Annotated in this window: 23 protein-coding genes; 9 read left to right on the top strand and 14 right to left on the bottom strand. The window is 72.6% G+C overall.

The window, feature by feature from the left end; all coding sequences use genetic code 11:
* Positions 1–31 precede the first annotated feature (31 nt).
* From AC067U_RS03520 to AC067U_RS03490, 7 genes are all read right to left on the bottom strand, one after another.
* Positions 32–745, bottom strand: a complete 714-nt coding sequence (locus AC067U_RS03520; protein WP_478827916.1) for a phosphoadenylyl-sulfate reductase — start codon at positions 743–745, stop codon at positions 32–34.
* Positions 742–921 (bottom strand): hypothetical protein, encoded by a 180-nt coding sequence (locus AC067U_RS03515; protein WP_478827915.1) that lies wholly within the window; start codon positions 919–921, stop codon positions 742–744. Before AC067U_RS03515 ends, AC067U_RS03520 begins: the two co-directional genes overlap by 4 nt.
* Complete coding sequence (locus tag AC067U_RS03510; protein WP_478827914.1) at positions 918–2,621, bottom strand: nitrite/sulfite reductase; 1,704 nt, start codon at positions 2,619–2,621, stop codon at positions 918–920. The genes AC067U_RS03515 and AC067U_RS03510 overlap by 4 nt, the downstream gene beginning before the upstream one ends.
* Positions 2,622–2,803: 182 nt before the next feature.
* A complete protein-coding gene (locus tag AC067U_RS03505) occupies positions 2,804–2,887 on the bottom strand; it encodes a putative leader peptide (protein WP_312847410.1) in 84 nt (27 codons plus the stop codon).
* A 392-nt stretch (positions 2,888–3,279) separates the two neighbouring features.
* Positions 3,280–3,867 (bottom strand): GNAT family N-acetyltransferase, encoded by a 588-nt coding sequence (locus AC067U_RS03500; RefSeq protein ID WP_478827913.1) that lies wholly within the window; start codon positions 3,865–3,867, stop codon positions 3,280–3,282.
* 4 nt (positions 3,868–3,871) lie between these two features.
* Positions 3,872–5,140 carry a helix-turn-helix domain-containing protein gene (locus AC067U_RS03495; RefSeq protein WP_478827912.1) on the bottom strand — a complete coding sequence of 423 codons (1,269 nt, stop codon included), beginning with the start codon at positions 5,138–5,140 and terminating at the stop codon, positions 3,872–3,874.
* Positions 5,141–5,536: 396 nt separating this feature from the next.
* Positions 5,537–7,183 carry an acyl-CoA dehydrogenase family protein gene (locus AC067U_RS03490; RefSeq protein WP_478827911.1) on the bottom strand — a complete coding sequence of 549 codons (1,647 nt, stop codon included), beginning with the start codon at positions 7,181–7,183 and terminating at the stop codon, positions 5,537–5,539.
* A 17-nt stretch (positions 7,184–7,200) separates the two neighbouring features.
* Here AC067U_RS03490 and AC067U_RS03485 point away from each other — a divergent pair, with 17 nt between their 5' ends.
* Together AC067U_RS03485 and AC067U_RS03480 are read left to right on the top strand one after the other, a co-directional pair.
* Complete coding sequence (locus tag AC067U_RS03485) at positions 7,201–8,376, top strand: YihY/virulence factor BrkB family protein (RefSeq protein ID WP_478827910.1); 1,176 nt, start codon at positions 7,201–7,203, stop codon at positions 8,374–8,376.
* 87 nt (positions 8,377–8,463) lie between these two features.
* Positions 8,464–9,228 (top strand): helix-turn-helix transcriptional regulator, encoded by a 765-nt coding sequence (locus AC067U_RS03480; protein WP_478827909.1) that lies wholly within the window; start codon positions 8,464–8,466, stop codon positions 9,226–9,228.
* Here the strand turns inward: AC067U_RS03480 and AC067U_RS03475 are convergent.
* Positions 9,123–9,560 (bottom strand): VOC family protein, encoded by a 438-nt coding sequence (locus AC067U_RS03475; RefSeq protein ID WP_478827908.1) that lies wholly within the window; start codon positions 9,558–9,560, stop codon positions 9,123–9,125. The two genes, AC067U_RS03480 and AC067U_RS03475, sit on opposite strands and share 106 nt — an antisense overlap.
* Positions 9,561–9,904: 344 nt before the next feature.
* On the opposite strand from AC067U_RS03475, the gene rsgA reads away from it, so the two are divergent.
* The gene (gene rsgA, locus AC067U_RS03470) at positions 9,905–11,056 is read left to right on the top strand and encodes a ribosome small subunit-dependent GTPase A (RefSeq protein WP_478827907.1); all 1,152 of its coding nucleotides are present in this window, start codon (positions 9,905–9,907) and stop codon (positions 11,054–11,056) included.
* Positions 11,057–11,102: 46 nt separating this feature from the next.
* Here rsgA and AC067U_RS03465 read toward each other — a convergent pair whose 3' ends face one another.
* The 3 genes from AC067U_RS03465 to AC067U_RS03455 all read right to left on the bottom strand — a co-directional run bounded on the left by AC067U_RS03465 (position 11,103) and on the right by AC067U_RS03455 (position 14,194).
* Positions 11,103–12,509 (bottom strand): DUF2252 domain-containing protein, encoded by a 1,407-nt coding sequence (locus AC067U_RS03465; protein WP_478828277.1) that lies wholly within the window; start codon positions 12,507–12,509, stop codon positions 11,103–11,105.
* Positions 12,510–12,670: 161 nt separating this feature from the next.
* Positions 12,671–13,063 carry a PPOX class F420-dependent oxidoreductase gene (locus tag AC067U_RS03460; protein WP_478827906.1) on the bottom strand — a complete coding sequence of 131 codons (393 nt, stop codon included), beginning with the start codon at positions 13,061–13,063 and terminating at the stop codon, positions 12,671–12,673.
* A 141-nt stretch (positions 13,064–13,204) separates the two neighbouring features.
* Entirely contained in the window at positions 13,205–14,194 is a 990-nt protein-coding gene (locus tag AC067U_RS03455; protein WP_478827905.1) for a helix-turn-helix domain-containing protein, read from the bottom strand.
* Between the two features lie 452 nt (positions 14,195–14,646).
* Between AC067U_RS03455 and AC067U_RS03450 the strand changes: the two genes are divergently transcribed.
* Both AC067U_RS03450 and AC067U_RS03445 read left to right on the top strand, forming a co-directional pair.
* On the top strand, positions 14,647–16,311 hold the full coding sequence (locus AC067U_RS03450; RefSeq protein WP_478827904.1) for a protein phosphatase 2C domain-containing protein: 1,665 nt from the start codon (positions 14,647–14,649) through the stop codon (positions 16,309–16,311).
* A 683-nt stretch (positions 16,312–16,994) separates the two neighbouring features.
* The gene (locus tag AC067U_RS03445; RefSeq protein ID WP_478827903.1) at positions 16,995–17,432 is read left to right on the top strand and encodes an ATP-binding protein; all 438 of its coding nucleotides are present in this window, start codon (positions 16,995–16,997) and stop codon (positions 17,430–17,432) included.
* 9 nt (positions 17,433–17,441) lie between these two features.
* Here the strand turns inward: AC067U_RS03445 and AC067U_RS03440 are convergent, their stop codons facing one another.
* Positions 17,442–18,494, bottom strand: coding sequence for a DUF2637 domain-containing protein (locus AC067U_RS03440; RefSeq protein WP_478827902.1), 1,053 nt, complete (start codon positions 18,492–18,494; stop codon positions 17,442–17,444).
* Positions 18,495–18,939: 445 nt separating this feature from the next.
* Between AC067U_RS03440 and AC067U_RS03435 the strand changes: the two genes are divergently transcribed.
* Complete coding sequence (locus tag AC067U_RS03435; protein WP_478827901.1) at positions 18,940–19,608, top strand: GntR family transcriptional regulator; 669 nt, start codon at positions 18,940–18,942, stop codon at positions 19,606–19,608.
* A gap of 235 nt (positions 19,609–19,843) precedes the next feature.
* Here the strand turns inward: AC067U_RS03435 and AC067U_RS03430 are convergent, their stop codons facing one another.
* Both AC067U_RS03430 and AC067U_RS03425 read right to left on the bottom strand, forming a co-directional pair.
* Positions 19,844–20,608 (bottom strand): hypothetical protein, encoded by a 765-nt coding sequence (locus tag AC067U_RS03430; protein WP_478827900.1) that lies wholly within the window; start codon positions 20,606–20,608, stop codon positions 19,844–19,846.
* A 194-nt stretch (positions 20,609–20,802) separates the two neighbouring features.
* Positions 20,803–22,488 carry a PucR family transcriptional regulator gene (locus AC067U_RS03425; RefSeq protein WP_478827899.1) on the bottom strand — a complete coding sequence of 562 codons (1,686 nt, stop codon included), beginning with the start codon at positions 22,486–22,488 and terminating at the stop codon, positions 20,803–20,805.
* 252 nt (positions 22,489–22,740) lie between these two features.
* On the opposite strand from AC067U_RS03425, the gene AC067U_RS03420 reads away from it, so the two are divergent.
* The 3 genes from AC067U_RS03420 to pucD are packed head-to-tail and all read left to right on the top strand — an operon-like array spanning position 22,741 to position 26,656.
* Positions 22,741–23,634, top strand: coding sequence for an FAD binding domain-containing protein (locus tag AC067U_RS03420; protein WP_478827898.1), 894 nt, complete (start codon positions 22,741–22,743; stop codon positions 23,632–23,634).
* A gap of 2 nt (positions 23,635–23,636) precedes the next feature.
* Positions 23,637–24,254: a (2Fe-2S)-binding protein gene (locus AC067U_RS03415; protein ID WP_478827897.1), complete on the top strand. Its 618-nt coding sequence runs from the start codon at positions 23,637–23,639 to the stop codon at positions 24,252–24,254.
* Between the two features lie 2 nt (positions 24,255–24,256).
* A complete protein-coding gene (gene pucD, locus AC067U_RS03410; protein WP_478827896.1) occupies positions 24,257–26,656 on the top strand; it encodes a xanthine dehydrogenase subunit D in 2,400 nt (799 codons plus the stop codon).
* Positions 26,657–26,798: the final 142 nt, after the last annotated feature.

The raw sequence follows: 26,798 nt of genomic DNA, 5'->3' as shown, positions 1-26,798 counted from the left end.
TCCGTGTCGTTCGTGGGTGTTGTGGTGGTCATCAGCCGTGCAGTCCGCACTCGGTCTTGGCCCGGCCGGCCCAGCGGCCGGCCCGCGCGTCCTCGCCCTCCGCCACGCGGCGGGTGCAGGGGGCGCAGCCGACGGAGGCGTAGCCGTCCATCAGCAGCGGGTTGGTGAGCACGCCGTGCTCGGCGACGTACGCGTCCACGTCGTCCTGGGTCCAGCGGGCGATCGGGGAGACCTTCACCTTCTGCCGCTTCTCGTCCCAGCCGACCACCGGGGTGTTCGCCCGGGTCGGGGACTCGTCGCGGCGCAGGCCGGTGGCCCACGCCTGGTACGCGGTCAGGCCCTCCTCCAGCGGCTTGACCTTGCGCAGCGAGCAGCACAGGTCGGGGTCCCGGTCGTGCAGCTTCGGACCGTACTGGGCGTCCTGCTCGGCCACCGTCTGGCGCGGGGTGAGGGTGATGACGTTGACGTCCATCACGGCCTCGACCGCGTCGCGGGTGCCGATCGTCTCCTCGAAGTGGTAGCCCGTGTCCAGGAAGACCACGTCCACACCGGGGAAGACGCGGGACGCGAGGTGCGCGACGACCGCGTCCTCCATGGAGGAGGTCACGCAGAACTTCTTGCCGAAGGTCTCGGCCGCCCAGGTGAGGATCTCCAGCGGGGAGGCGTCCTCCAGGTCACGGCCGGCCTGCTCGGCGAGCGCCCTCAGCGCGACGGCGTCGCCCGTAGCGTTCTGAGTGGTGGTCATATGTCTTCCCCTCCAACGGTGTTGGACTGAAGTCCGCGGGACAGCAGCCCGAGGTACTTCAGCTGGAAGGCTCGGTTGCACGCCCTGCATTCCCAGGCGCCGTGGCCCTGCTCGTTCGGGAACAGGTCCTCGTCGCCGCAGTACGGGCAGTAGAACGGTGCAGCTCGCTCGCTCATGAGAGGCTCGCGTCGCTGGCGCGGCCGACCCAGGCGGCGAAGCGCTCGCCGTCCTCGCGCTCCTCCTCGAAGCGCTTGACGACCCGCTCCACGTAGTCGGGCAGCCCGTCCTTGGTGACCTTCAGGCCGCGGACCTTGCGGCCGAAGCCGGCCTCCAGGCCGAGGGCGCCGCCCAGGTGGACCTGGTAGCCCTCCACCTGGTTGCCGTCCTCGTCCAGGACCAGCTGGCCCTTGAGACCGATGTCCGCCACCTGGATACGGGCGCACGCGTTCGGGCAGCCGTTGATGTTGATGGTGAGCGGCTGGTCGAAGTCCGGCAGGCGGCGCTCCAGCTCGTCGATCAGCGAGGCGCCGCGCGCCTTGGTCTCGACGATGGCCAGCTTGCAGAACTCGATGCCGGTGCAGGCCATCGTGCCGCGCCGGAACGGGGACGGGTTGACCCGCAGGTCGAGCGCCTCCAGGGCGGCGACCGCGGAGTCGACCTGCGTCTCCTCGACGTCCAGCAGGATCATCTTCTGGTCGGCGGTGGTGCGCAGCCGGCCGGAGCCGTGCTGCTCGGCCACGTCGGCGATCTTGGTGAGCGTGGCGCCGTCGACCCGGCCCACGCGCGGGGCGAAGCCGATGTAGAAGCGGCCGTCCCGCTGCCGGTGCACGCCCATGTGGTCGCGCCACTGGCCGGTGGGCTCCTGCGGGGCGGGGCCGTCGGTGAGCTTCCGCTTCAGGTACTCGTCCTCCAGGACCTGGCGGAACTTCTCCGCGCCCCAGTCGGCGACGAGGAACTTCAGGCGGGCGCGAGTGCGCAGGCGGCGGTAGCCGTAGTCACGGAAGATCGAGATGACGCCCTCGTAGACGTCGGGGACCTCGTCGAGCGAGACCCAGGTGCCCAGGCGCACGCCCAGCTTGGGGTTGGTGGACAGGCCGCCGCCGACCCACACGTCGAAGCCGGGACCGTGCTCGGGGTGGTCGACGCCCACGAACGCGATGTCGTTGATCTCGTGGGCCACGTCGAGCTGCGGCGAGCCGGAGACCGCGGACTTGAACTTGCGGGGCAGGTTCGAGAAGTCCTTGTTGCCGACGATGCGGCGGTAGATCTCGTCGATGGCGGGGGTGCCGTCGATGATCTCGTCCTCGGCGATGCCGGCGACGGGGGAGCCGAGGATGACGCGCGGGGTGTCACCGCAGGCCTCGGTGGTGGACAGGCCGACGGCCTCCAGCCGGCGCCAGATCTCCGGGACGTCCTCGATGCGGATCCAGTGGTACTGCACGTTCTGCCGGTCGGTGACGTCGGCGGTACCGCGGGCGAACTCCTGGGAGATCTCGCCGATCACGCGGAGCTGCTCGGTGGTCAGCCGGCCGCCGTCGATGCGGACGCGCAGCATGAAGTACTTGTCGTCCAGCTCCTCCGGCTCCAGGATCGCGGTCTTGCCGCCGTCGATCCCGGGCTTGCGCTGGGTGTAGAGGCCCCACCAGCGCATGCGGCCGCGCAGGTCGTTGGGGTCGATCGAGTCGAACCCGGACTTGGAGTAGATCGTCTCAATGCGCGTCCGCACGTTGAGACCGTCGTCGTCCTTCTTGAACTGCTCGTTGCCGTTGAGGGGCGTGTGGTGGCCGACGGCCCACTGGCCTTCACCGCGGTGACGGCCGCTCTTGCGGCGCGCGGCAGCGGGAGCGGCTGCGGGCTTTTCGGGGGTGGCGGCCATGGCGGTACGTCCTTCTTCGGCGGCTCAGGGCATGGGCAGGTGACCTGCGCAATCAGGGGCAGGTGTGGCTGAGGGGCCCGCCGTACGGTGGGGGCGGACCGGTTCGGCCATCAGGGGTTCGACTCGGTCCGCCGCGGCGCTGCGGCAGGGCGAGCGAGGTGTGTGCGGCGGTGCTGGTTCCGTCAGCGCGCCGGACAAATGGCGCTGGACATGCGGCCGAGGTCGACGTGCCGCCGACTCACCAAGGCAATTCCAGCTCCATTCATGGGGGGAAGCGTGGCATGCGTGTCTTGGAGGAGTCCACTACTGTCCATAATTCGGACAGATCCGTCCCGAATTATGGGACGCTGTGGCCCGGCTCACGTTGATCGCGGGTGCAGCGGGCGACGGCCGAACCCTGGTCAGGCCTGGCGGAATCCTATGTTCCGACCAATGGTCGCGTGCGCGCGAACGCCGTGCGTCACCGGCCCGCTACACACGCGGTGCGCGATGGTCCGCGGGAGCCGATGGCGGGAGATGCGCAGATCCGCGTGATCCGGGCCGGTCCGGGCGCATCGGATCGCCACGCGCCTCTCCTTCCCGGCGGACGCGCGCCGCCGGGGGCCGGGCGCAGGCCGTTGACGATCCCTGCGCGGTTCGGTCCCCCGGCAGCCGTTCCCTAAGCCTCCGCATTCGCCCCCGGCCAGGGACCCGGCGTCGGGGTCAGCGGCTTTTCTTCCGTTTCGGTGTGGAAGACCTTGAAGCCGCGGCGGAGGTAGTTGTCCATGGCGGTGGGGCCGTCCTGGCTGCACGTGTGGAGCCAGACGCGGCGCGTCGGTTCGCGGTCCGGCCAGCGGTCGGCCAGGTCCCAGGCCCGGCGGATGCCCTCCGTCAGCAGCCGGCCGCCGATCCGCCGCCCGCGGAAGTCCGGCAGCAGGCCGAAGTAGATGATCTCCACCACGCCGTCCGGCTGGGGGTCGAATTCCACGTATCCCGCCGGAGTGCCGCGGTCGTACGCGACCCACGTCTCCACCCCGGGACGGTTCAGCTGGGCGACCCACTCCGCACGCGTCAGCGACAGCCGGTCCGTCCAGTGGATGTCCCCGCCCACCGAGGCGTACAGGAAGCGGTTGAACTCCGGCGACGGGACTTCCGCCCGCATGATCGTGACCTCGTCGCCCGGCGGGGCCGCGGCCGGGACCAGGTCCTCCGGAGAGGTCATCTCCAGGGACCAGGTCGTGAGAGTGATGGTGGTGGGGTCGCTCATGCGTTCAGGGAATCACGCCCGCACCCGGACGGCCCAGCCGGGCCCTGATCACCGCGGGGGCCGTGGAATGGGGCAACAGGTCCACCCCGTTCGCGGGGCGGATCAGTTCGATCTCCACGTCGTCCCCGAAGCGGTACGGGCGGTGGGCGAGCACGCCCGCCAGGTTCCGCCGGACCCGGGACATCTCCGCCCGGACCGTGACCGTGCGGGTGGCGTCCCCGAAGACCTCCGCGGCGAGCTCCGCCGCCGACCAGCCACGGGGGCGCTCCGCCAGCAGGAACAGCAGCTCCGCGTGGCGCGGGCTCAGCTCCTGCGACCAGCTGCCGGCCGCCCCGTACACCGTCGCCGACCAGGAGCGCGGTCTGCTGAGGTCCAGGACGACCCGGCTCACCGCGGCGCCCGTACGCGCCCCGTCGACCCGCAGCAGCCAGCCACCGGGCAGCGGCTCCGCCACGCAGTCGCCCAGCTGCGGCAGCCACAGCCGGCCCGGGCCGAAGGACTTCGGCAGCGGGATCCGGTCGCCCGGCGCCAGGCCCGTCACGGCGGCCGTCCAGCCGTGCGGGTCCACGGTCAGGGCCCGCTCGCCGGCCGGCAGCCGCGCCAGCAGCGGTGCCGACACCGCCCGCAGCCGCTCCAGCGACTCCAGGTGCCGGATCCGCAGTTCCCGTTCCGCCAGTCTCGCCACCGAGCTCACCCAGGCCAGGGTCGCCGGGTGCATGGTGGCCAGCGGTCCGCTGACGTCGACCACACCGAGCAGCCGCCCGTCGCGCGGGTCGTGCACCGGTGCGCCCGCGCAGGTCCAGTCGTGGTGCGAGGAGACGAAGTGCTCCGCCGAGAACACCTGCACCGGCCGGCCGGTCACCAGGGCCGTGCCCACCCCGTTGGTGCCCACGACCGATTCGTCCCAGTCGGCGCCCACCCCGAAGCCCAGCCGGTCCGCCTTCCGCAGGATCGAGGAGGCTCCCTCCCGCCACAGCAGGCGCCCGTCCGCGTCCGCGACCACCATGATGTGCAGGGCGCCGTCCAGGGCCGGCAGCAGGCCCTCGCGGAGGACCGGCAGGATCTGCCGCAGGGGCGAGACGTGGCGCCGTTCCTCGGTCTCCGCCAGGGTCAGCATCCGCGACCGCGTGTCCCGGTCCGGGTGCACCCCGCCGGCCAGCATGCGCCGCCAGGACTCGGCGATCTCCGGCCGCGGCGCGGCCGGTGGCCGGTCCCCGGCGAGCGTGGCCGCCCGTACCCCCTTCAGCAGGCGCGTGGCCTCGCGCGCGTCCATGGCCGAAAGCCGGGCCAAATCAACTGCGGTGTGGAACACCGGAGCCTCCCCGTAGAACAGGACGTACCCCCGGACCCGTCCGGCCCGCCGTTTCCCCTACGGCTCACCCCGGCACTCACGCGTGCGCGGCCCGATCCAGGACCTACAGGGTGCAACGGTATGCAACTCTCGCCAAGTCCCGTCCGTGCGACCGAAACTGTGCACAACGCCGCCCGCGTGGCGGTGTTCAGCTCCTCCTCGGGGCTTTTTCGGGAAACAGGGGTGGCGCCGAGTCGGCGCGGCGCCACCCCCATCCTCCGACGGGCCGGATCCGGACCGGGTGCGGTTTGGGGACTTCCCCCGGCCCGCGATCCGCGCCCGATCGGCCCGCGCCTCTTCAGTGCACCTGCGCGCCCGTCAGCGAGAGACGCGCGCCCGTTCCACCACCGAACCCAGGTCCAGGGTGTGCGGCAGCGTCCCGAAGGCCGCCCCCCAGTCCCCGCCCAGCCGTGACGCGCAGAACGCGTCCGCCACCTCCGGCGGAGCCCACCGGACCAGCAGCGACCCCTGCAGCACCAGGGCCATGCGCTCCACCACACGGCGGGCGCGGGCCTCCAGGCCCGTCAGGTCCGCGAGTTCGGTCAGCAGGTCCTTGACGGCCGCGTCCAGTCGGTGGTCCGCCCCGCGGGCCTGTCCGATCTCCCGCAGGAACGCGTCCAGCGCCTGCGGTTCGCGCTGCAGTGCCCGCAGCACGTCCAGCGCCTGTACGTTGCCCGAGCCCTCCCAGATCGAGTTCAGCGGGGACTCGCGCAGCAGCCGGGGCAGCCCCGACTCCTCCACGTAGCCGTTGCCGCCCAGGCACTCCAGCGCCTCCACGACGGCCGGCGTGCACCGCTTCGTCACCCAGTACTTCGCCGCCGGAACGGCCAGCCGCAGGAAGGCCCGTTCCCGCTCGTCACCGGAGTCCTGCACGGCGTCGTACGCGGACGCCAGCCGGAGCATCAGCACGGTCGCCGCCTCCGACTCCAGCGCCAGATCGGCGAGCACGTTCCGCATCAGCGGCTGGTCGATGAGCTTCGCCCCGAAAGCGGAGCGGTGCTCCGCGTGGTGCACGGCCTGCGTCAGCGCCTGCCGGACCAGCGCCGCCGACCCGATCACACAGTCCAGCCGGGTGGCCGCGACCATCTCGATGATGGTCCGCACCCCCCGCCCCTCCTCGCCGACCAGCCGCGCCCACGTCCCGTCGAACTCGACCTCCGCCGAGGCGTTCGACTTGTTCCCCAGCTTGTCCTTGAGCCGCTGGATCGCGAACGCGTTCCGCGTGCCGTCCGCCAGCACCCGGGGCACCAGGAAACAGCTCAGACCCCCCGGAGCCTGCCCCAGCACCAGGAAACCGTCCGACATCGGCGCCGAACAGAACCACTTGTGCCCGGTCAGCAGGTACTCTCCGGCCGCGTCCAGCGGCTTCGCCGCCGTCGTGTTCGCCCGTACGTCGCTGCCGCCCTGCTTCTCCGTCATCCCCATGCCGAACAGCACGCCGGCCTTCTCGGCGGCCGGCCGGAGCCCCGTCTCGTACACGTGCGAGGTGAGCCGGGGCTCCCACTCGGCGGCGAGTACCGGATCCACGCGCAGCGCCGGCACCGCCGCGTGCGTCATCGACACCGGGCACCCGTGCCCCGCCTCCGCCTGCGACCAGACGAAGAACCCGGCCGCGCGCCGCACGTGCCCGCCCGGCCGCCCCCAGGCGTCCGTCAGTCCCGCCGTCACCGCCTTGCCGAGCACCCGGTGGTACGCCGGGTGGAATTCCACCTCGTCGATCCTGTGTCCGTATCGGTCGTGCGTCCGCAGTTTCGGCGGGTTCTCGTTGGCCTGCGCGCCCCATTCCAGGGCCTGTGCCGAACCCGCGGCGCGCCCGAGTTCACCGAGCTCCTGCCGTGCCTGCTCCAGGAGTTCGGGAGCGAGGTGCCGCTCCACGCCCTCGGTCAGGGCGCGGTCACCGCCGTAGACGTCGTACCCCACAAGGGGTGGGGCCTGGTTGCTCACTGTGTGGGTGGTGGCTGCCATGCGGATACCGTAAAGACGTGCAGCCAGCAAAAGAAACACCCCCCGGGCAGCCCTCCGGGCAGCCTCCCGGGCCTACCGGACTTCCCGGACACCCCCGTGGGCGGCTCCACCGGGCGCGTGCCCTCTACCGCAACGTCTCCAAGAGCAAGATGGCGTGGCTGCTGCTCAAGGACACCGTCAATTCCTGCATCGAGTACCGGATCCTGGGTCTTGCGGCCGAGGCGGCCTTCTTCACCCTGCTGTCCATGCCGCCGCTCTTCCTCGGCCTGCTCGGCCTCCTCGGCTACGTGGACGACTGGACCGACACCACCACCGTCGCCAGCATCAAGGACAACATCCTCACGGCGGTCGGCACCGTGCTCTCCGACCGGGGCGTCAACGAGATCGCCCGACCCCTGCTCGACGACGTCACCAGCCGCGGCCGGCCCGACATCATCTCCCTGGGCTTCGCCTTCGCCCTGTGGTCCGGCTCCCGGGCGGTCAACGTCTTCATCGACACCATCACGGTGATGTACGGGCTCGACGGGCGGCGCGGCATCGTCAAGACCCGGCTGCTCGCCTTCCTGCTGTACGTGATCGCCCTGCTGATCGGCGCGATCGTGCTGCCGCTGATGGTGGTCGGCCCCGACGCCGTGGTCCGCCTGGTGCCCTGGGGCACCAGCGTGATCGCGGTGCTCTACTGGCCCACCGTCACCCTGCTCTCGATCGCCTTCCTGACCACCCTCTACCACGTGTCCGTACCGGTGCGGTCGCCGTGGATCGAGGACGTGCCGGGCGCGCTGATCGCCCTCGCCATGTGGGTGCTCGGATCGTTCCTGCTCCGCATCTACCTCACCAGCACCGTCGAGGGCCCCACCATCTACGGCTCCCTCGCCGCGCCCGTCGCGGTGCTGCTGTGGATCGGCATCTCCGCCTTCGCCGTGCTGGTCGGAGCCGCCGTGAACGCGGCCATCGACCGGGTCTGGCCGTCCGTGGCCACCGCCGCGGCCCGCGAGGCCAACGAGCGGGCCCGGGAGGCCGAGGCCGCCCAGCTGATCGCCCGCGCGGCGGCCTGGCGGGCCCTGGCCGAAGGGGAGTCGGAGGACGACGAGGACTCCGGCATGCCCTCCGAGTTCCCGGAGCGCTGGTCCAACTTCCTGCCGCCCGACGACTACCGGTCACGGCTCCACCGGGAGCGGCACCCGCATCCCTGACGGGCCGGCCCGTGCGCGCCCGCCGTCGGGGAGGCTTCCCTCGCGGCTGCCCCGGTTCCCGTCCCGGCAGCCGCCTACGCTGGGAGGGTGGCGTACACCGAACGGCCCTCCGGGCTCGTCCCCGGCGCCGTGCTGTGGCAGGCCGACGGGCCCGCCGGACCGGTGCTGCCCGACGGGTGCATGGATCTCCTGTGGGTGGACGGGCGGCTGCTGGTCGCCGGGCCCGACACCCGGGCGCACCCGGCGCGGGAGGTGCCCGGTTCCGGCTTCGCCGGGATCCGCTTCGCGCCCGGGACCGCGCCCACGCTGCTCGGCGTACCGGCGCACGAGCTGCGCGACCGCCGCGTCGAGCTGGCCGAGCTGTGGCCCGCGCGCGAGGTCCGCAACCTGGCCGGCCAGGTCGCCTCCCACGCCGACCCGCTCGCCGGCCTCGACGCGCTGGCCCGGAGCCGGGCCGCGGCCCCCGACCCGCTGATCGCCGAGGTGGTGGCCCGCCTGCGCGCCGGTGAGACGGTCGCCCGCATCGCGGACATGCTGGGCCTGGGCCCCCGGCAGCTGCACCGCCGCTCGCTCGCCGCGTTCGGCTACGGGCCGAAGACCCTGGGCCGGGTGCTGCGCATGCAACACGCCCTCGCCCGGGTCCGCGCGGGCGTCCCGTACGCGGAGGTGGCGTACGACACCGGCTACGCCGACCAGGCCCACCTGGCCCGCGAGGTCCGCGCCCTGGCGGGCACCACCCTGACCGGTTACGCGTCCGGGGCGATCGGTCGGGCGCCCGGCCCGGAGGGGGCGGCTTCGGACGGGGCGAACAGCGACACCCCGCAGCCGTCGGGGTCGAGGACGACGGCGTAACGCTGACCCCAGAACGCGTCCCAGGGCTTGAGGTGCCCGGTGTTCCCGGCCGCGGTGAGCTCTTCGTACAGGCCGTCGACCTCGGCGGGGGAGTCGCACAGGAACGCCAGTTCCCGGCGCTGGCCCCCGGCCGGGCGGGTCCACTCCGGATCGAGGGAGCGGACCACTTCCTCGGTGTCCCAGGCGATCCGCAGCCCGCCGGGAAGCGCGGCCTCCACATGGGGCTGTTCCTCCGACCCGGCCGGGACGTCCAGGCCGAGACGGCGGTAGAAGGCGAGCGAGGCGGCCATGTCACCGGTGACCAGGCCGATCATGTCGAGTCGAGGAGTCATGGCAGCATGCTGGGCCGGCCGGGCCGGTCCGGTCTTGAAGGAATCGGACGCGGGAGGGGGCGCGGGGGTATGACGGGTGGGCGGAAAAAGAGTTGGCACGCCCCGAGAGGCCCGGGTTACGGTGAAGCCGACCGCCACGCCGTACGGGTGCCCGTACGGCCGACCCACGCTTTCGAGCCCGGAGGTGAGCCTCGATGACTGCCGTCGCGCTGGGCGCTGCCCGCATTCAGAAGACCATCGACATCACCCCCGTGGTCACCGGCTGACTGCTCGTCATCTCGCGTACGCATGAGGTGCGTACGCCCCACCTCCGAGCGCCGGGACCACCCTGTGAAGGGCTCCCCTTGACTCTCTCTTCTGCTTCTTCTTCCACCTCCTCCGCTTCGGCAGAGGCTTCTGCTCCGGCATCGGCTTCCGCCTCCGCGCTGCTGTCCCTCGGCTGGGACGACGCGTGGGCCGAGGAGTTCGCCCCGTACGCCGCGCAGGGCCTGCTGCCCGGCCGGGTGGTACGGGTCGACCGCGGGCAGTGCGACGTCATGACGGCGGACGGGACCGTCCGCGCCGACACGGCGTTCGTCACCCCGCACGACCCGCTGCGGGTCATCTGCACCGGAGACTGGGCCGCCGTCGACCCCGACGGTTCCGGCGACCCCCGGTACGTACGCACCTACCTGCCGCGCCGGACCTCGTTCGTCCGCTCGACCTCGTCGAAGCGGTCCGACGGGCAGATCCTCGCGGCCAACGTCGACCACGCGCTCGTCGCGGTCTCCCTCGCGGTCGAACTGGACCTCGGCCGGATCGAGCGCTTCCTCGCGCTGGCCTGGGAATCGGGCGCGCAGCCGCTGGTCGTGCTCACCAAGGCGGACCTGGTACCGGACCCGGTCACGCTGGCGCACCTCGTCCAGGACGTGGAGGCCACGGCCCCCGGAGTGCCGGTGCTGACGGTGTCCTCGATGACGGGCGAGGGCATGGACGTGCTCGGCGCGGTGCTGGCCGGCGGCACCAGCGTGCTGCTCGGCATCTCGGGCGCGGGCAAGTCCACGCTGGCGAACGCCATGCTCGGCGAGGACGTCATGGAGGTACAGGCCACGCGGGACATGGACGGCAAGGGCCGCCACACCACGACCACGCGCAACCTGCTGCTCCTGCCGGGAGGCGGCGTGCTCATCGACACCCCCGGGCTGCGGGGCGTCGGCCTGTACGACGCCGAGACCGGTGTCGGCCAGGTGTTCTCGGAGATCGAGGACTACGCCGCACGGTGCCGCTTCCACGACTGCGCCCACGAGGCGGAGCCGGGCTGCGCGGTGCGCGACGCGGTGGACCGCGGCGAGCTGGCGCAGCGGCGCCTGGACAGCTACCGCAAGTTGCAGCGCGAGAACCAGTGGATCGTGGCGAAGACGGACGCGCGCCTGCGGGCGGAGATCCGCCGCGAGTGGCGCCTCAAGGGCGCCGAGGGCCGCGCCAACCACGACGCGAAGCGAGGCGGGCGGGGCTGACGGCCGGGCCTGCGGGCGGGGCTGACGGCCCTCCCGGCCACCCCGGTCAAACGCCCGGGGTGGCCGGGACCCTGCCCTCGGCGATCGCCTTCGTCAGCAGGGCGTGGTCCGTCCGTGTCCGGTCGGCGTACGCCAGGGCGAAGTCGGCGATGGCACGGTCGAAGAGGTCGGAGGCGCCGAGGTAGCCCGCGATGGCGATCCGGTCGCCGGAGCGGGCGTGCGCCCGGGCCAGCGCCGTACCGCACAGGGCCGCGTACCGGCGCAGCCCCGTCGGGGCCAGGGCCTCCACGACGGCCGATCCCTTCATGTCACGCAACTGCCGGGTGTAGAAGTGCCTGCCCGCGGGCCCGGTCATCCAGCCGAGGAAGATGTCGCCCGCGGCCTGCATCAGACGCTGCCCGGCCACCACCCGGTGGCCGTGGTGCTCGTGGCGGGTGTGGACGACGGTCTCCCGACCTGTGGGTTCCGCGGCTGCCGCGGCTTCCGTGGCTTCCGTGGCGTCGGCGGGCACGTACGCCTCCAGCACCGAGGGGACGGCCTCCTTGATCTGGAGGAAGAGCGGATCGCTTTCGTCCCGGCCGGTCAGCAGCACGATGAAGCAGCGAGTGCCGACACTCCCCACCCCGACGACCTTCCGCGCCGCGTCGACGTAGCGGTAGCGGTCCAGCAGCATCCGGCGCTCCTCGGGAAGAGTGCCGCGGTACTCACGGAAGGTCGTGTCCACGGTACTTTCCTCGGCCTCGGTCACCGGTCGCAGCAGCGGCGGGTCGTCGATGATGCGGAGCCGGCCGCCCCGCACCTCGGTCAGCTTGGCGAAGGCCTGCAGGTTGGTGCGCCGCCGGGCGCGCCTGATGTTCTCCGCGACCCGCTCGCGCTGCACGGCTCCCGCGGCCAGTGCCAACACCTCGTCCGTGCTGATGCGCTCGTACCAGACGGCGAGCTCGCCCTGGCCGGCGAGTCGCCGCATGGAAACGCGGTAGGCCTGGGCGGCTTCGAGGGCGGCGAGCCGGGCGGCCCCGTCGCCGTGCCCGTTCTCCCGGGCGGCCACCGCGACGCTGGCGGCGAGCCGCTTCACGTCCCACTCGAACGGCCCGGGCAGCGTTTCGTCGAAGTCGTTGAGGTCGAAGAGCATGGTCCGCTCGGGTGAGGCGAACACGCCGAAGTTCAGCAGGTGGGCGTCGCCGCACAACTGGACGATCAGTCCGGTGTGCGGGTCGGCGGCCAGGTCCGCGGTCATCACCGCGGCCGAACCGCGCAGGAAGGCGAACGGCGAGGCCGACATCCGGCCGTACCGGATGGGCAGCAGGTTCGGCAGCCGGTCGGCGCCCTGCTGCACCAGCACGCCGATGGGATCGGGCCGGTCCGCCGCCTCGGACCATCCCGCGTGCGCGCGTCGGCTGACCCGCTTGCGGGCCGCCCGTCCCGTCCGCGCCCGCTCGTCCGGACTGGCCATGGCCATACCGTCTCCTCCCGCCGTGCCCTGTTCCCAGCGTGGGCGGAGGGCGGACGCCGCGCACCTCGGCCGCTGGGCGGCGAGGGCGCGGCGAAGGCCGGCGGCGGCCCGGGTGGCTGCCGGGGTGGCTGCCGGGCCGCCCAGGTGGTGCCGGCGATGGGTCACCCTTGCTGCTGTCCGGCCTCCAGGCCCCAGGCGTGGACGCGGTCCGGGTGGATCCTGATCACCTCGGGGCTGAAGTGCGGACCGAGGCCGTGCGGGCCGGTCTCCAGCGTGGCCGTGCCACGGATCTCGATGCCCCGGACCCGCCACGGGCGGGTGCTGACCAGGTCGTCCACGACGAGCGCCAGCCGTGGGTTGCCCTGCAGGTTGCGCCACTTCTTGGTCGAGCCCATCGCCATCCCGCCGACCAGGACCGTGCCGTCCTCCTGCGGAAAGAAGCCCACCGGATTCACCTGCGGCTGCCCCGAGGCGTCCACGGTGGCCAGCCTCCCCAGGTGCTGGGACCGCAGGTAGGCGAGCTCGTCCGTGCTGAAACCGTCGAAATCCCTCATGAGGACAGCGTGACCGTCCCGCCGTCGTCCGCACATCGGTCCGGGGGCGGGAACGAGACCTACGCCGCAGGGCGGAGGGGCGGGCGGGTGGCCGACCTCCCCGTACGGTCAGCCCCCGGTCCTCACCCCCACGCCACCCGCTCAATCCCGCCAGACCCAGCCCCGCTCGTACGCGTGCCACCCCAGCTGGAGTCGCGTGGTGACGCCCGCCAGTTCCATCAACCCCTTCACGCGGCGCTGCACCGTGCGCAGGCCGAGTTCCAGGTGTTTGGCCACGCTGGCGTCGGTCATGCCCGCCAGAAGGAGGGAGAGGATCTCCAGGTCGGTGCCGTCGGGGCCGGACGGGGCCTCCGTCACCGTGCCGTCCCCGCCCAGCCGGAGCGGCAGCGCGTCGCGCCACACCGCCTCGAACAACCCGAGCAGGGACTCCAGCAGGCCCGATGCGTGGACGACCAGGGCCGCCGGTTCGGTGTCGTGGCCGGTGCGGGTGGTCAACGGCACCATCGCCAGTGCGCGGTCGGCGATCACCAGTCTCGTGGGGACCTGCGGGACCACCCGGAGGTGTTCACCGCGGGCCAGTGCCGCCTGCACCTCCAGCAGGCCGTCCGGGTCGCTCAGGACGTCCCGTTCGATCACCACCCGGTGGCCGATCCCGCGGCCCGCCGCCCGGTCCTCCGCGCCGTCGTCCCGGCGGGACACCAGCTGAGGGCGGCCGGTCACCAGTGCGCACACTTCCTTCTCCGCGCCCAGCCGGAGCTGTCCGAAGCGGTGGGCGACCGCGCTCACGCCCGTCACCACCTCCACCAGGTCGTGCACGGCCGGTTCCGTCGCCTCCACCCGGTAGTCCTCCGCCAGCCTCGCGGCCGCCAGCTCCGCCTGTTCCAGCTCGTGCCGCTGCCGGGTGAGGAGCGCCCGCAGGGCCACTTCCGGCGGTGCCGCCACCCATCGGCCGGGCCGGGCCGGGGACCGCGCGGCCAGTCCGTGCCGCTCCAGGTGTCGCAACACCCCCTCGGTCTGCGGTACCGGCAACGTCAGCCGGTGTGCCAGGTCCGGCACCTCCGCCGCGCCCAGCGCCACCAGCGCCCGGTAAGCCGACTCCTGGCCCTCGTCCAGACCTATCGCACCCAGCAAACCCGTCCCCCCACGTCCGGCCCGCCTGATGGCGGGAAGCGGTCACGGCGCAAACCCGCCGCCGCCATCATCACCGCACGCCGCGTCCCTCTGCCATGGTCACGCCACCGCAGCACCATCAATCCGCAGGCCGCACGTCGTTCGTACGGCAACTTTGGCATTCAATGCAGCAGTTGGCCGGATTCGATCCGGAGAGGACGATGCGTCCGGTTCTGAACCGTTCGGTGTCACGGCGCCGGTGTGGCAGGGCCGCGACGACGCCCACGCGGCGCAGATCCCGGAACCGACCGCCGTCGGCGGGGGTCCGTGACGCGGCCGGGCGTATGGACATACGAAGTCCGCTGATCCGTTCGGTGGGAGGAGGGGAGGAGTCCCGACGGACGTTCGCCCATCGGGACTCCTTTCCGCCGTTCCGGTGTGCCGGACGCCCCGTACGGCCGAAACTGAGGGACATGAGTCAGCAGGGGGACGCGGACCCGCAGGACTGGTGGCACAAGCTCTACGAGAACCCGCCGGAGGACCCCGGCCCGGACCGGCCGGAGAGCGGCCCTGCCGCGGGCGGGCGGGAGGGCCAGGGCGCGGGCGGGCCGGAGGGGCTTGGCGCGGGCGGGCCCGAAGGGCTCGGTCCGGGCGGGCCGGAAGGCCCCGGCGCGGGTGGGCGGGAAGGCCTCGGTGCGGGCCGGTGGCAAGGGCCGGGCGAGGACCCGCCGTCGGGGCCCGGCGTGCCGGGCCCGGCTGACCCGCGCGCGGCACCGGGATGGGCGGCCCCACCGGGCTCCCCCCTGCTCCCGAGCCCCAGGCCCGCCGCCGATGACGATCCGGCGGACACCCTGGAGACCCGCTTCGGCTCGGCCTGGACGATGCTCTACGGTGCCGAGGCGCCGGAGCCCCCGCCTGCCGCCCCGGCCCCGGGGGCAGCCCCACCGGCCGCCGGCCCGGACCGCTCCGAGCCGGGCCCGGCCGTTGCCGGGGCCGAAACGGCCGGGTCGGGATACGCCCCTGCGCGTGCGCCCGCGCCTACGCCCGCGCCCGAAGCCCCCGCACCCGCGCCCGAGACCGCTCCCGCGCCCCGGAGGGAGGCGGTCGTGCCCGAGCCGGGGACCCGTCCTGCCGACCCCCGGTCGGTGGCTGCGGAAGCCGACAACGGGGGGACGACGAGCGGGCGGAGGGGCGGGGCCGTTCCCCTGGGTGAGCCCGGGGCCACCGGGTTCGTGCTCGGGGCGCTGACCGTACCGCCCGTTCAGGACTCGTTCGGGGCCGCCGGGACCGTTCGGCCGGCGGTGCGGCACCTCGGGGACCGGGCGCCCACCTACGCCGCCGAGCCGGGGCCCCTGCCCGTCGCCGACCCCGCCGCGCTGGACGCCTTGGTGCCGGACACCGTGCTGGAGGGAGCGCGGTACGGCGGGAGTACCCTGCGGGCCGGTTCGGTGCGCGGTGACTCAGCCCGATACCGGGGCGAGGCGCGTCGGGACTCCCTGCTCACCGCGCGCTTCGGGACCGGTGACGACTCCCTGGTGCTGGTGGCCCTCGCGGGTGGCGACCGGGCCGCCGAGGGAGCCCGGGAGGCCGCCGCCGAACTGTGCCGGTGGGTCGCCGGCGCCATCGGCCGCAGTCAGGGCCGGCTCGGCGAGGACATCCGTTCCGGCCGCCGTGACGCCCTGCGGTCCGGTCTCCAGCGGCTCACCGACCGCGGCTACGGCCGGCTGCGCGCCCGCGCCGCCGAGCTCGGGCTCGACGAGGCCGCGTACACGTCCGGGCTGCGCTGTCTGCTGCTGCCGATCGACCCCGAGTGCCGCACCAGGATCAGCTTCGGCAACGGTCCGGGCGGGCTGTTCCGGCTCCGGGCGGGGGAGTGGGAGGACCTGGAGCCGGCCGGGGTGCCCGCGGAAGGCGGGTTCCGGTTCCGGGCGAGTGTGGCCCGGCCGGGCGACGCCCTCCTGCTCTGCTCGGGCGGCCTGGCCGCGCCGATGCGCGAGGAACCGCTGCTCCCCGCCGAGCTCGCCGTCCGCTGGACCGGCACCGAGCCCCCCGGCCTGGCCGAGTTCCTCGCCGACACCCAGCTCCGGCTCAAGGGCTACGCCGACGACCGGACGGCCGCCGCGCTCTGGGAGGCGTAGTCCCCACGCCGGCAGACCATGCGCGCAGGGAGGCGGGCACCACGGACCACGGACCACGGCACCGGCACCACGGACCACGGCATCCGGTGGTGGTGTCCGCTTCCGCTTCCGCGCAGGGACATGCCCGACGACCGTGCGGCACGCCGTCGTCAAGGGTGTTGGTGGCCGGTGACGGCAATTCCGTGGTGCCGGTGGGAGATTTCCTCACCCTGGTGCAGTACGGCAGGCCCGTCCAATCGGTGCTCTTCATCAACTCTCCGCCGAATTTCCCGGAGTTGGGAATGCCGGTTTCCGGCCCCCCTTTGTGCGGAACCACAAATCGCCGACCGGAATTCGCCGGGACCGGTCCCGCGGGCGACGACTTCGGGGTTCGGTCGGCCGAGCCCGAGCAGTTCAGAGGGGTCGTGAGGGTGTGTGGCGGCAGCCCCGGCAGGCCGGGCGGAGGTGGCCGCCGGCCCCGGTCCACTGTTCGTTCCACTGAAGAACGGGGGCGGAAGGGTGGCCGGTTCCGCGCATTGCGCCGGCGAGACCGTGTCCCCGGGAGGGCGGACCGGAGGGTCCCCTTGGCTCGATCCGACCGGCACGGGATCCCGCTTCCGTAACTCTGTTACAGGCCCGGAGGAGTGCCGTTTTCGCCCGGCGGGCATGCATCCCGTAGACCAGTTCGAAGCGATACGGGTGCGATGCGACACGGGAGGTACATCGCCGTGCGGGCGGGGGCGAGGACCGAGATCACTCGGACGGTGCGCCGGGCGGATCTGAGGGCGGTGGGTGAGGTCCGCAGGGACCTTCGGGAGGTGCTGCGGTACCGCTGCCGGGCGGACACCGCGGACGTGGCGGAGCTGTTGGCGACGGAGTTGGTGACCAATGCGCTGGTCCACACGGATCACGGGGCAGAGGTCAGCGTCCGGTTCGCCGGCAGCCGGTTACGGGTGGAGGTGCGGGACGGTACCGCACGCAAACCCCGGCCGTACGTACCGATCGCCGACGACGGTACGCACGGCCGGGGGCTGATGCTGGTGCAGGCACTGGCCGACGCGTGGGGCGTCGACCCGGTGCACGGCGGCAAGGTGGTCTGGTTCGAACTGGACCCGGGCGACTCCGGGCAGGTGCCCGACTGACCCCGGGCCTCAGCCGAACTGCTGCTCCAGGTCCTTCAGTTTCCGCTCCAGGGAGTCGAGCCGGGGGATCGTCTGGGTGTCGTCCTCGGCGGTGAGGTCCACGGTCCGGGCCTCACCCGCCTCGGGGCCGTGCACGGCCTGCAGGGAGGGCCTGCGGAGAACGGGCAGCTGCTCCGCTTCCGCTATGGCGGGCTCCGCGCCGACCGGCGCGGAGCCAGACCCCGAGGTGAGACCCGGTACCTCCACCTGCCTGCCGCGTGCCCGCGGCAGGCCGAAGGCCCGGTTCTGACGGCCCAGCGCCCTTATGTGGGCGCGCTCGCGGCGCTGTTGCTCGCGCCTGCGCAGCCGCTCCTGCTCCTTCTCCCGCTTGTCCTCGCGTACCTCGTCCACCGCCTCGTCCAACGTGCGCACGCCCTCCAGGAGCATCAGCGACCAGGCGCCGAAGGTCTCCCGGGGAGCACGCAGCCAGCGGACGATCCGGATCTGCGGCAGCGGGCGGGGCACCAGGCCCTGCTCGCGGAGGGCGGCCCGGCGGGTCTGCTTGAGCGCGCGGTCGAACAGGACGGCCGCCGAGAGCGACATGCCCGCGAAGAACTGCGGTGCTCCGTCGTGGCCGAGGCCGCGCGGTGCGTGCACCCAGTTGAACCAGGCCGCCGCGCTCGCGAACATCCAGACCAGCAGCCGGGAGCCGAGGGCGGCGTCGCCGTGGCTGGCCTCCCGGACGGCGAGCACCGAGCAGAACATGGCGGCACCGTCGAGCCCGAAGGGCACCAGGTACTCCCAGCCCCCGGACAGGTTCAGGTTCTGCCGGCCGAAGCCGACCAGTCCGTGGAAGGAGAGCGCGGCGGCCACGGCCGCACAGCAGAACAGCAGAACGTACGAGGCGGTGCCGTAGATGGCCTCCTTGCGGCGCCTGCGCTCCTCGCTCCGCTCCCAGCTGTCGTCCGCCGCCTTGTCGCCCTCGCGCTTGCCCCGGGCCACCACCGCCACTGCCGCAAGCACGCCCAGGATCAGCAGGCTGCCGGGCAGCAGCCAGTCCAGCGATATGTCGGTCAGTCTCATCCGGTGTCCCTACAGTCGCGTCGCGCCCATCGGCTTTCCGCGCGTCATAGTGGCGGAAGCGGGACGGGGCGCACGCGGGTTTCGGGGCAAGAGGACACTGATGAGGCCTGGCGCCCTCCGGATAGGGTGTTGTGAGTCGAACTCATATCCGGAGACCGGAAAAGGAGTTCGAATCGAAGGCACTCGAACGGGCGGATTGGCTGGATGAGCCGCCCCGACCGGCACGACCCGTGGCCGGGGGGAGAGAGCGCGCACCGCGAGCACCCGTGCGCCGATCCGCCCCACACCGCGAGGGGCCGGTTCGGTCCGATCCGGACTCGATCACCGCGAAGAAGTAAGCCTCGCCTTACCTGCCCTGGCGGCCGCGTACCCTCTGGCCTGCCCTTTTCCGTCATGTCTCCGCCGCCTATCCTCTGACGGACCCCAGACCAGCCAGGAGGACCGGATGCACGACGCGGCTCAGGCGCGGCTGCCCCGGCCCCGGCAGCCCGGCCGCAAGGTGGCGCGCCAGTTCGTCCGGGAACAGGTCCTCGAAGCGCTGCGCGCCGCACTGCTGGAGGGCGAGCTGGTGCCGGGGGAGATCTACTCCGGGCCGGCGCTGGGGGAGCGGTTCGGCGTCTCGGCGACGCCGGTCCGCGAGGCGATGCAGCAGCTGGCGCTGGAGGGGGCGGTGGAGTGCCTGCCGAACCGTGGCTTCCGGGTGGTCGTACGGACCCTGCGGGAGCTGGCGGAGATGGCCGAGGTACGGGCCCTGCTGGAGGTTCCGGTCATGCTCCGGCTGGCCCGTACGGTGCCGCCGGAGGCGTGGGAGGCGCTGCGGCCGGCCGCGGCCGCGACGGGGGAGGCGGCGGCCTCCGGAGACATCGCGGGATACGCGGAGGCGGACCGGGCGTTCCACCGGGCGGTGCTGTCGCTGTCGGGCAACGGGCAGCTGGTCGAGGTCGCCGACGATCTGCACCGGCGGGCGCAGTGGCCGGCGGCGGGGGTGCCGAGGCTGCGGCGGGCGGATCTCGTGGCGGACGCGGCTGAGCATTCGGCGTTGCTGGAGGCGCTCGTGGCGGGTGAGGTCGCCACGGTCGAAGCGTTGGTCCGCGAACACTTCGCGCGGGCCTGAGCGGGGCTGCGCCCCCGGCCCTCCGGAGCCGTACCTGCCGCGGAGTGCTCCGCGGTCGGCGCCCGCCCGGCCGTGTGGGCGGGCGTGCCGCAGGGCGATGGGGGTCCCCCCTGCGCAACGTCTGCCCACACCTTCGGTGGAGGTGCGGGAGGGCACGGCCTGCGGAACGCCTGCCCACAGCGGCGCGGACGCGTGCCCACACCGGCGTGGGACGCCCGCCCGTGCCGGGGGTGGTTCAGTTCGCGGCCGGGGTCGGGTGGAGGTGGTCGGCCAGCCAGGTGGGGATGCCGCCCAGGAGGTGGAACAGGCGGCGGGCCTCGGCGCGGAGGCGGGTCGCCTCCGGTTCCGGTTCCGCTTCGGCCAGGGCCGCCAGGGCCGGGGCCGTGCCCACCAGGAAGCCCAGTTCCTCCCGGATGCGGAGCGACTCGGCGAACCCGTGCCTGGCCTCGGCCAGCTCCCCGTCGCGCAGTGCCAGCCCCGCCAGCTGCCGCCAGGTGAACGACAGCAGCAGCGTGTCGCCGCCCGCCGCGGCGGCCGCGTGTGCCCTCCGGTACGCCGGCCGGGCAGCCTGCGGCGAGTCCGCCAGGTGCTCCGCCACCAGGCCGCGGCGGAAGTCCAGCAGCGGCCGGGTGCGGGACGAGGGGGACAACAGCGCCGCCGCCCTGCCCAGCGCTGAGCGGGCCTCGTCCGACCGGTCCCGGACCCCCAGCACCGTCGCCGCGTACGCCAGGTGCCCGCGTTCGCAGGCGGCGGCGCCGCGCTGGTCGTCGTCCGCGGCCACGGCCTCCGCCGTCCGCAGTGCGTCTTCCGCTTCGGCCCAGCCCACACCGGTGAACAGACAGCGTTCCACCAGCAGCGCGGTGCGCTGCACCGCGGCCCCGGCATCGTCCGTGCGTGCGGTCAGCAGAGCCGCCGCGTCGGTCCAGCAGCCGCGCGACCGCAACCGCCATATCGCCCGCTGGAGGGGGTCGTCGCCCCCGGTGGACCCTGCACCCGACATGGCGGTATCCGCCACATTGCCCTCCCCAAGCAACCGAGCAGCATGTCGTCATCACGTCGTCATTGAGCCCTGGGGCGAAATGACAGCACGAATCTGCGTGATCGGCCAAGGGGTCGGGTGAACTCTTTCACAAAGTTCGGACACCTCATCAGGCGGGGCCCCGCGGGCGGCGGGCGGGGCCCGGAGGCATCGCCTCAGCTCATCCGCAGTGCCAGGAAGAAGTCCAGCTTGTCCTCCAGCCGGGAAAGATCGCGGGCCGTCAACTGCTCGATTCGTCCGACCCGGTAACGCAGCGTGTTGACGTGCAGGTGGAGCCGGGTCGCGCAGCGGGTCCAGGACCCGTCGCAGTCCAGGAACGCCTCCAGCGTCGGGATGAGCTCCGCCCGGTGGCGCCGGTCGTAGTCGCGCAGCGGGTCCAGCAGCCGGGCCGTGAAGGCGCGCCGTACGTCGTCCGGCACGAACGGGAGCAGCAGGACGTGCGAGGCGAGCTCGTGGTGCCCGGCGGCGCAGACCCGCCCGGGGCGGGCCGCGGCGACCCGGCGGGCGTGCCGGGCCTCCTCCAGAGCTCCGCGCAGGCCTTCGGCGGAGTGCACGGCGGCGCTGACGCCGACCGTGAGCCGCCCGTCGTCGGCCAGGCCGGCGGCGAGGGGCTCCCGTACGGCCGCCAGCAGCGCGTCGGCGTGCAGGGCGGTGTCCGGGCCGCGCTCCTCTCCGGCGGCGGCGGCGTCGGCGGGCGGGGCGGGCAGCGGGACCAGGGCGATGGCCTCGTCGCCGGCGTGGGCCACGGCGATCCGGTCGGAGGGCTCCGGGCCGGACACCGACGGGTCCACGAGGATCTCTTCGAGCAGGGACTGGGCGACCGGGCCGCCGGGGATGTCCCCGCCCTCCCAGTCCACCCGCGCCACCACGACCTGCCAGTGCGGGGCCGTGCCCAGGCCGGGCAGCAGCACCGGGGCGGCGACGCGCAGGCGGGCGGCGATCTCGGCGGGCGGGGCGCCGGTCTGGACCAGCTCCAGCACCTCCTGGGCCAGCCGGCGGCGGACCGTGCGGGCCGCGTCCCGGCGGTCCCGCTCGACCGCGATCAGCTGGGTGACGCCCTGGAGCAGGTCCAGGCGCTCGGCGGGCCAGTCGCCGGCGTCGGCCTCGACGGCCAGCAGCCAGTCCGAGAGCACGCTCTCGCGCACGTCCCGGGCGCCCGGCGCGGAGGCCCGTCCCACGCCTCTGATCGGGAAGAGCGAGTAGGTAATACCCTGGAGGGAGATCCGGTGCGGGCCCCGGCGGCCGGTCCGGACCGCCGCCATGTGCTCGCTCGCCAGCGCCGCGCAGACGCCCGGCGTGAGCGGCTCCCCGGCCCCGGCGATCTGCCTGCCCGTGGGGGAGAGCACCCATGCACGCAGATCGAGGTCCGTGGTGAGCAGATCCAGCACCACATCCGGACCACCGCCCGCGGGGCCCGAGGTCATGAGCCGGCGGTGCCGGTCGACGACGGCCGCCAGGTCCCCCGCGCGCTCCCCGGAAACCTGCCTCACCACGTATTCCGTGATGGTGGCGAATGCAACGTCCTCGTTCACGGCGAACAGCGGGAGCCGGTTGCGCAGGCAGGCCGAAACCAGATCGTCGGGGATGTCCCCGAGCTCGGCCTCACCCGCCGCGAGCCCGGCCACGCCGGCGCTGGCGAGGATGCGTACGAAGGGCTCGGAGTCGGCTGAATTTCGTCTCCAGGCCAGTCCTGTCAGGACAAGTTCTCCTCCGGAGAGGTATCGGCTGGGATCTCTGAGGTCCGTCGTCATGACCCCGCGGACCGTACGGTCGAGCTCTTCCTCGCCGCCCAGCAGCCGCAGCCCCAGCGCCTCGGTTTCCAGCAGTGCGCGCAGCCGCATGATGTCGCCGCCGATCTGTCTCGATGTTGCCGTTGAAAATCGGGCAGGTCATCGCATCCTGCCTTTCATACGAATCTACAAGACGAAGGAGGCCCTCAGCCAACTCCTTCATGGTTTCGGTGACTGCACCCGGGGGACGCGCGGCTTGTGTACTGGCTCCACACCGCATTAACAGCACGTGAACGACGGGCCGCGAGCCCTGGGCCATGTGGCTGGATTTGAACGACCCGATCACGAAGAAGAGAGCCGCACATGGACTTCCTTCGTCCCGCCAGTTGGGAGGAGGCACTCGCCGCCAAGGCCGAGTACCCCACCGCTGTGCCGATCGCGGGTGGCACCGACATCATGGTCGAGATCAACTTCGACCACCGCCGTCCGGAGTACCTCCTCGACCTCAACCGCATCGAACTGCTGCGGGAGTGGGAGGTGGGCGAGGAGGTCACCAAGCTGGGTGCCTCCGTGCCGTACACCCAGATCATGGAAAACCTGCGCAGCACTCTGCCGGGCCTCGCGCTCGCCTCGCACACGGTCGCGTCCCCGCAGATCCGCAACCGCGGCGGCGTCGGCGGCAACCTCGGTTGCGCCTCGCCCGCCGGTGACTCCCACCCCGCCCTCCTCGCCGCCGGCGCCGAGGTCGAGGTCGAGTCCGTACGCGGCTCCCGCCTGATCCCCATCGACGAGTTCTACACCGGTGTGAAGCGCAACGCGCTGGCCGCCGACGAGCTCATCAAGACGGTTCACATCAAGAACGCCACCGGACCCCAGCAGTACTCCAAGGTCGGCACCCGCAACGCGATGGTCATCGCGGTCTGCGGCTTCGGCCTGGCCCTGCACGCCGACACCCGCACCGTGCGTACGGGCATCGGCTCCGCCGCCCCGACCCCGGTCCGGGCGACGGCCGCCGAGGAGTTCCTGAACGCCGCGCTCGAAGAGGGCGGCTTCTGGGACAGCGGCAAGGTCATCACTCCGTCGATCGCCAAGCAGTTCGGTCAGCTCGCGTCCGCCGCGTGCAACCCGATCGACGACGTCCGTGGCACGGCGAAGTACCGCCGTCACGCGGTGGGCATCCTCGCTCGCCGCCAGCTCGTCTGGACCTGGGAGCAGTACCGCGGCACGAACGGCCGCCCGCTTGAAGGGGCTGCGTAATCATGCGCGTCAATTTCACCGTCAACGGTCGTCCGCAGGAAGCCGACGATGTCTGGGAGGGCGAGTCCCTCCTCTACGTGCTGCGTGAGCGCCTGGGTCTGCCCGGCTCGAAGAACGCCTGTGAGCAGGGCGAATGCGGTTCCTGCACGGTCCGTCTCGACGGCGTGCCGGTCTGTTCGTGTCTGGTCGCGGCCGGTCAGGTCGAGGGCCGCGACGTCGTGACCGTCGAGGGTTTGGCCGACTTCGCCAAGCAGCGCCGGCAGCACGGCCACGGCGGTGCCTGCGGCACCGGCGGCGGCTGCGGCAGCAAGGGCGTGTCCACCGACGAGGCCAAGCGGTGGTCCGCTCGTCCCTCCGACGGGGTCAGCGACTCCCAGACCGGCGAGGGCGTGGAGCTCTCCGACGTCCAGCAGGCGTTCATCGACGCCGGCGCCGTCCAGTGCGGTTTCTGCACCCCCGGTCTGCTGGTCCAGGCCGACGCGCTGCTGGAGAGCAACCCGTCGCCCTCCGACCAGGACATCCGTGAGGCCCTGTCCGGCAACCTGTGCCGCTGCACGGGTTACGAGAAGATCCTCGACGCGGTTCGCCTGGCGGCCGCCCGCCAGGGAGAGGTGGTCTGATCATGGCCAACCACCGCACCGCGCCCTCCGGCACGCCGACGAACGTCACCCAGAAGCACACCAAGGGCGGCATCGGCGAGTCCACGCTCCGCCCGGACGGCACCCTCAAGGTCACCGGCGAGTTCGCGTACTCCTCGGACATGTGGCACGAGGACATGCTGTGGGGCCAGACCCTGCGCAGTCCGATCGCCCACGCCGAGATCGAGAACATCGACATCTCCGAGGCGCTGGCCATGCCGGGCGTCTACTCCGTCCTCACCTACGCGGACCTGCCCGCGGAGATGAAGAACTACGGCCTGGAGATCCAGGACACCCCCGTCCTGGCCAACGGCCGGGTACGGCACCACGGTGAGCCGATCGCCCTCGTGGCGGCCGACCACCCGGAGACCGCCCGCCGCGCCGCGGCGAAGATCAAGATCGACTTCAAGGAGCTCCCGGTCGTCACGGACGAGGCCTCCGCCCTCGCCGACGACGCGATCCTGCTCCACCCGGGCCGCGACGACCACCACTCCGGTCACGTCCCGCACCCGAACATCGTGCACCGCCAGCCGATCATCCGCGGCGACGCGGACGAGGCGGCCAAGAAGGCCGATGTCATCGTCACCGGCGAGTACACCTTCGGCATGCAGGACCAGGCCTTCCTCGGCCCGGAGTCCGGCCTGGCCGTGCCCGGCGAGGACGGCGGCGTCGACCTGTACGTGGCCACCCAGTGGCTGCACTCGGACCTCAGGCAGATCGCCCCGGTCCTCGGCCTGCCCGAGGAGAAGGTCCGCATGACGCTGTCCGGCGTCGGCGGTGCCTTCGGCGGCCGCGAGGACATCTCGATGCAGATCCACGCGTGCCTCCTGGCCCTGGCCACCAACAAGCCGGTCAAGATGGTCTACAACCGGTTCGAGTCCTTCTTCGGCCACGTGCACCGCCACCCGGCGAAGCTCTGGTACGAGCACGGTGCCACCAAGGACGGCAAGATCACGCACATGAAGTGCCGGATCGTGCTCGACGGCGGCGCCTACGCCTCCGCCTCCCCGGCCGTCGTCGGCAACGCGTCCTCCCTCTCGGTGGGCCCGTACGTCATCGACAACGTGAACATCGAGGCCGTCGCCCTCTACACGAACAACCCGCCCTGTGGCGCGATGCGCGGCTTCGGCGCCGTCCAGGCCTGCTTCGCGTACGAGGCCCAGATGGACAAGCTCGCGGCGAAGCTGGGCATGGACCCGGTCGAGTTCCGCCAGCTGAACGCCATGGAGCAGGGCACGATCATGCCCACCGGCCAGGTCGTGGACTCGCCGGCCCCGGTCGCCGAGCTGCTGCGCCGGGTCAAGGCCCGTCCGCTGCCGCCGGAGCGCCAGTGGGAGACCGCCGGCGAGGGAGCGGACGTCCGCGCTCTGCCCGGCGGCCTGTCGAACACCACGCACGGCGAGGGCGTCGTCCGCGGCGTCGGCTACGCGGTCGGCATCAAGAACGTCGGCTTCTCCGAGGGCTTCGACGACTACTCCACCGCCCGTGTGCGCCTGGAGGTCATCGGCGGCGAGCCCGTCGCGATGGTCCACACGGCCATGGCGGAGGTCGGTCAGGGCGGTGTCACCGTGCACGCCCAGATCGCCCGTACGGAGCTGGGCGTCACCCAGGTGACCATCCACCCGGCCGACACCCAGGTCGGCTCCGCCGGTTCCACGTCCGCCTCCAGGCAGACGTACATGACCGGTGGCGCCGTGAAGAACACCTGCGAGGCCGTGCGCGAGGCGCTGCTGGAGATGGGCCGCCGCAAGAACGGCTCGTACCACCCGGCGTGGGCCCACGCGGAGCTGGTCCTCGAAGGCGGCAAGATCGTCACGGACGGCGGTGAGGTCCTCGCGGACATCGCCGAGATCCTCGAGGACGAGGCGATCGACCTGGAGCTGGAGTTCCGGCACCGGCCGACCCAGCCGTTCGACCTGGTCACCGGCCAGGGTGACGGTCACGTCCAGTACACCTTCGCCGCGCACCGCGCGGTCGTCGAGGTGGACACCGAGCTCGGCCTCGTCAAGGTCGTCGAGCTGGCGACCGCCCAGGACGTGGGCAAGGCCCTCAACATGCTTTCCGTGGTCGGCCAGATCCAGGGTGGTACCACCCAGGGTCTCGGAGTGGCCGTCATGGAAGAGATCATCGTGGATCCGAAGACCGCGAAGGTGCGCAACCCCTCCTTCACGGACTACCTGATCCCGACCATCCTCGACACCCCGACCATCCCGGTCGATGTCCTGGAGCTGGCCGACCCGAACGCGCCGTACGGTCTGCGCGGTCTCGGCGAGGCCCCGACCCTGTCGTCCACCCCGGCCGTCCTCGCGGCGATCCGGCAGGCGACGGGCCTGGAGCTCAACAAGACGCCGATCCGTCCTGAGGCCCTGACCGGCACCCTCTAGGACCGAAGAGCTCTCCGGGCGGTGTGACAGGGAACGTCACACTTCACGGTCACACCGCCCGGAGCACGAAGTCCCGCACCGCTCGCGGACCGCTTCACCCCTGCAGTACCAGAAGTACCCGCAGTGTCAGCAGTACCAGCAG

Source organism: Streptomyces sp. NPDC043853 (genome assembly GCF_056436025.1).
This window is presented reverse-complemented; position numbering and strand designations above follow the sequence as displayed.

Coding starts and splice junctions, on each gene's coding strand:
- AC067U_RS03520 (WP_478827916.1), bottom strand. CDS start 745: ATGACCACCACTCAGAACGCTACGGGCGACGCCGTCGCGCTGAGGGCG.
- AC067U_RS03515 (WP_478827915.1), bottom strand. CDS start 921: ATGAGCGAGCGAGCTGCACCGTTCTACTGCCCGTACTGCGGCGACGAG.
- AC067U_RS03510 (WP_478827914.1), bottom strand. CDS start 2,621: ATGGCCGCCACCCCCGAAAAGCCCGCAGCCGCTCCCGCTGCCGCGCGC.
- AC067U_RS03505 (WP_312847410.1), bottom strand. CDS start 2,887: ATGAATGGAGCTGGAATTGCCTTGGTGAGTCGGCGGCACGTCGACCTC.
- AC067U_RS03500 (WP_478827913.1), bottom strand. CDS start 3,867: ATGAGCGACCCCACCACCATCACTCTCACGACCTGGTCCCTGGAGATG.
- AC067U_RS03495 (WP_478827912.1), bottom strand. CDS start 5,140: ATGGACGCGCGCGAGGCCACGCGCCTGCTGAAGGGGGTACGGGCGGCC.
- AC067U_RS03490 (WP_478827911.1), bottom strand. CDS start 7,183: ATGGCAGCCACCACCCACACAGTGAGCAACCAGGCCCCACCCCTTGTG.
- AC067U_RS03475 (WP_478827908.1), bottom strand. CDS start 9,560: ATGACTCCTCGACTCGACATGATCGGCCTGGTCACCGGTGACATGGCC.
- AC067U_RS03465 (WP_478828277.1), bottom strand. CDS start 12,509: ATGGCCAGTCCGGACGAGCGGGCGCGGACGGGACGGGCGGCCCGCAAG.
- AC067U_RS03460 (WP_478827906.1), bottom strand. CDS start 13,063: ATGAGGGATTTCGACGGTTTCAGCACGGACGAGCTCGCCTACCTGCGG.
- AC067U_RS03450 (WP_478827904.1), top strand. CDS start 14,647: ATGAGTCAGCAGGGGGACGCGGACCCGCAGGACTGGTGGCACAAGCTC.
- AC067U_RS03445 (WP_478827903.1), top strand. CDS start 16,995: ATGCGACACGGGAGGTACATCGCCGTGCGGGCGGGGGCGAGGACCGAG.
- AC067U_RS03440 (WP_478827902.1), bottom strand. CDS start 18,494: ATGAGACTGACCGACATATCGCTGGACTGGCTGCTGCCCGGCAGCCTG.
- AC067U_RS03435 (WP_478827901.1), top strand. CDS start 18,940: ATGCACGACGCGGCTCAGGCGCGGCTGCCCCGGCCCCGGCAGCCCGGC.
- AC067U_RS03430 (WP_478827900.1), bottom strand. CDS start 20,608: ATGTCGGGTGCAGGGTCCACCGGGGGCGACGACCCCCTCCAGCGGGCG.
- AC067U_RS03425 (WP_478827899.1), bottom strand. CDS start 22,488: ATGCGGCTGCGCGCACTGCTGGAAACCGAGGCGCTGGGGCTGCGGCTG.
- AC067U_RS03420 (WP_478827898.1), top strand. CDS start 22,741: ATGGACTTCCTTCGTCCCGCCAGTTGGGAGGAGGCACTCGCCGCCAAG.
- AC067U_RS03415 (WP_478827897.1), top strand. CDS start 23,637: ATGCGCGTCAATTTCACCGTCAACGGTCGTCCGCAGGAAGCCGACGAT.
- pucD (WP_478827896.1), top strand. CDS start 24,257: ATGGCCAACCACCGCACCGCGCCCTCCGGCACGCCGACGAACGTCACC.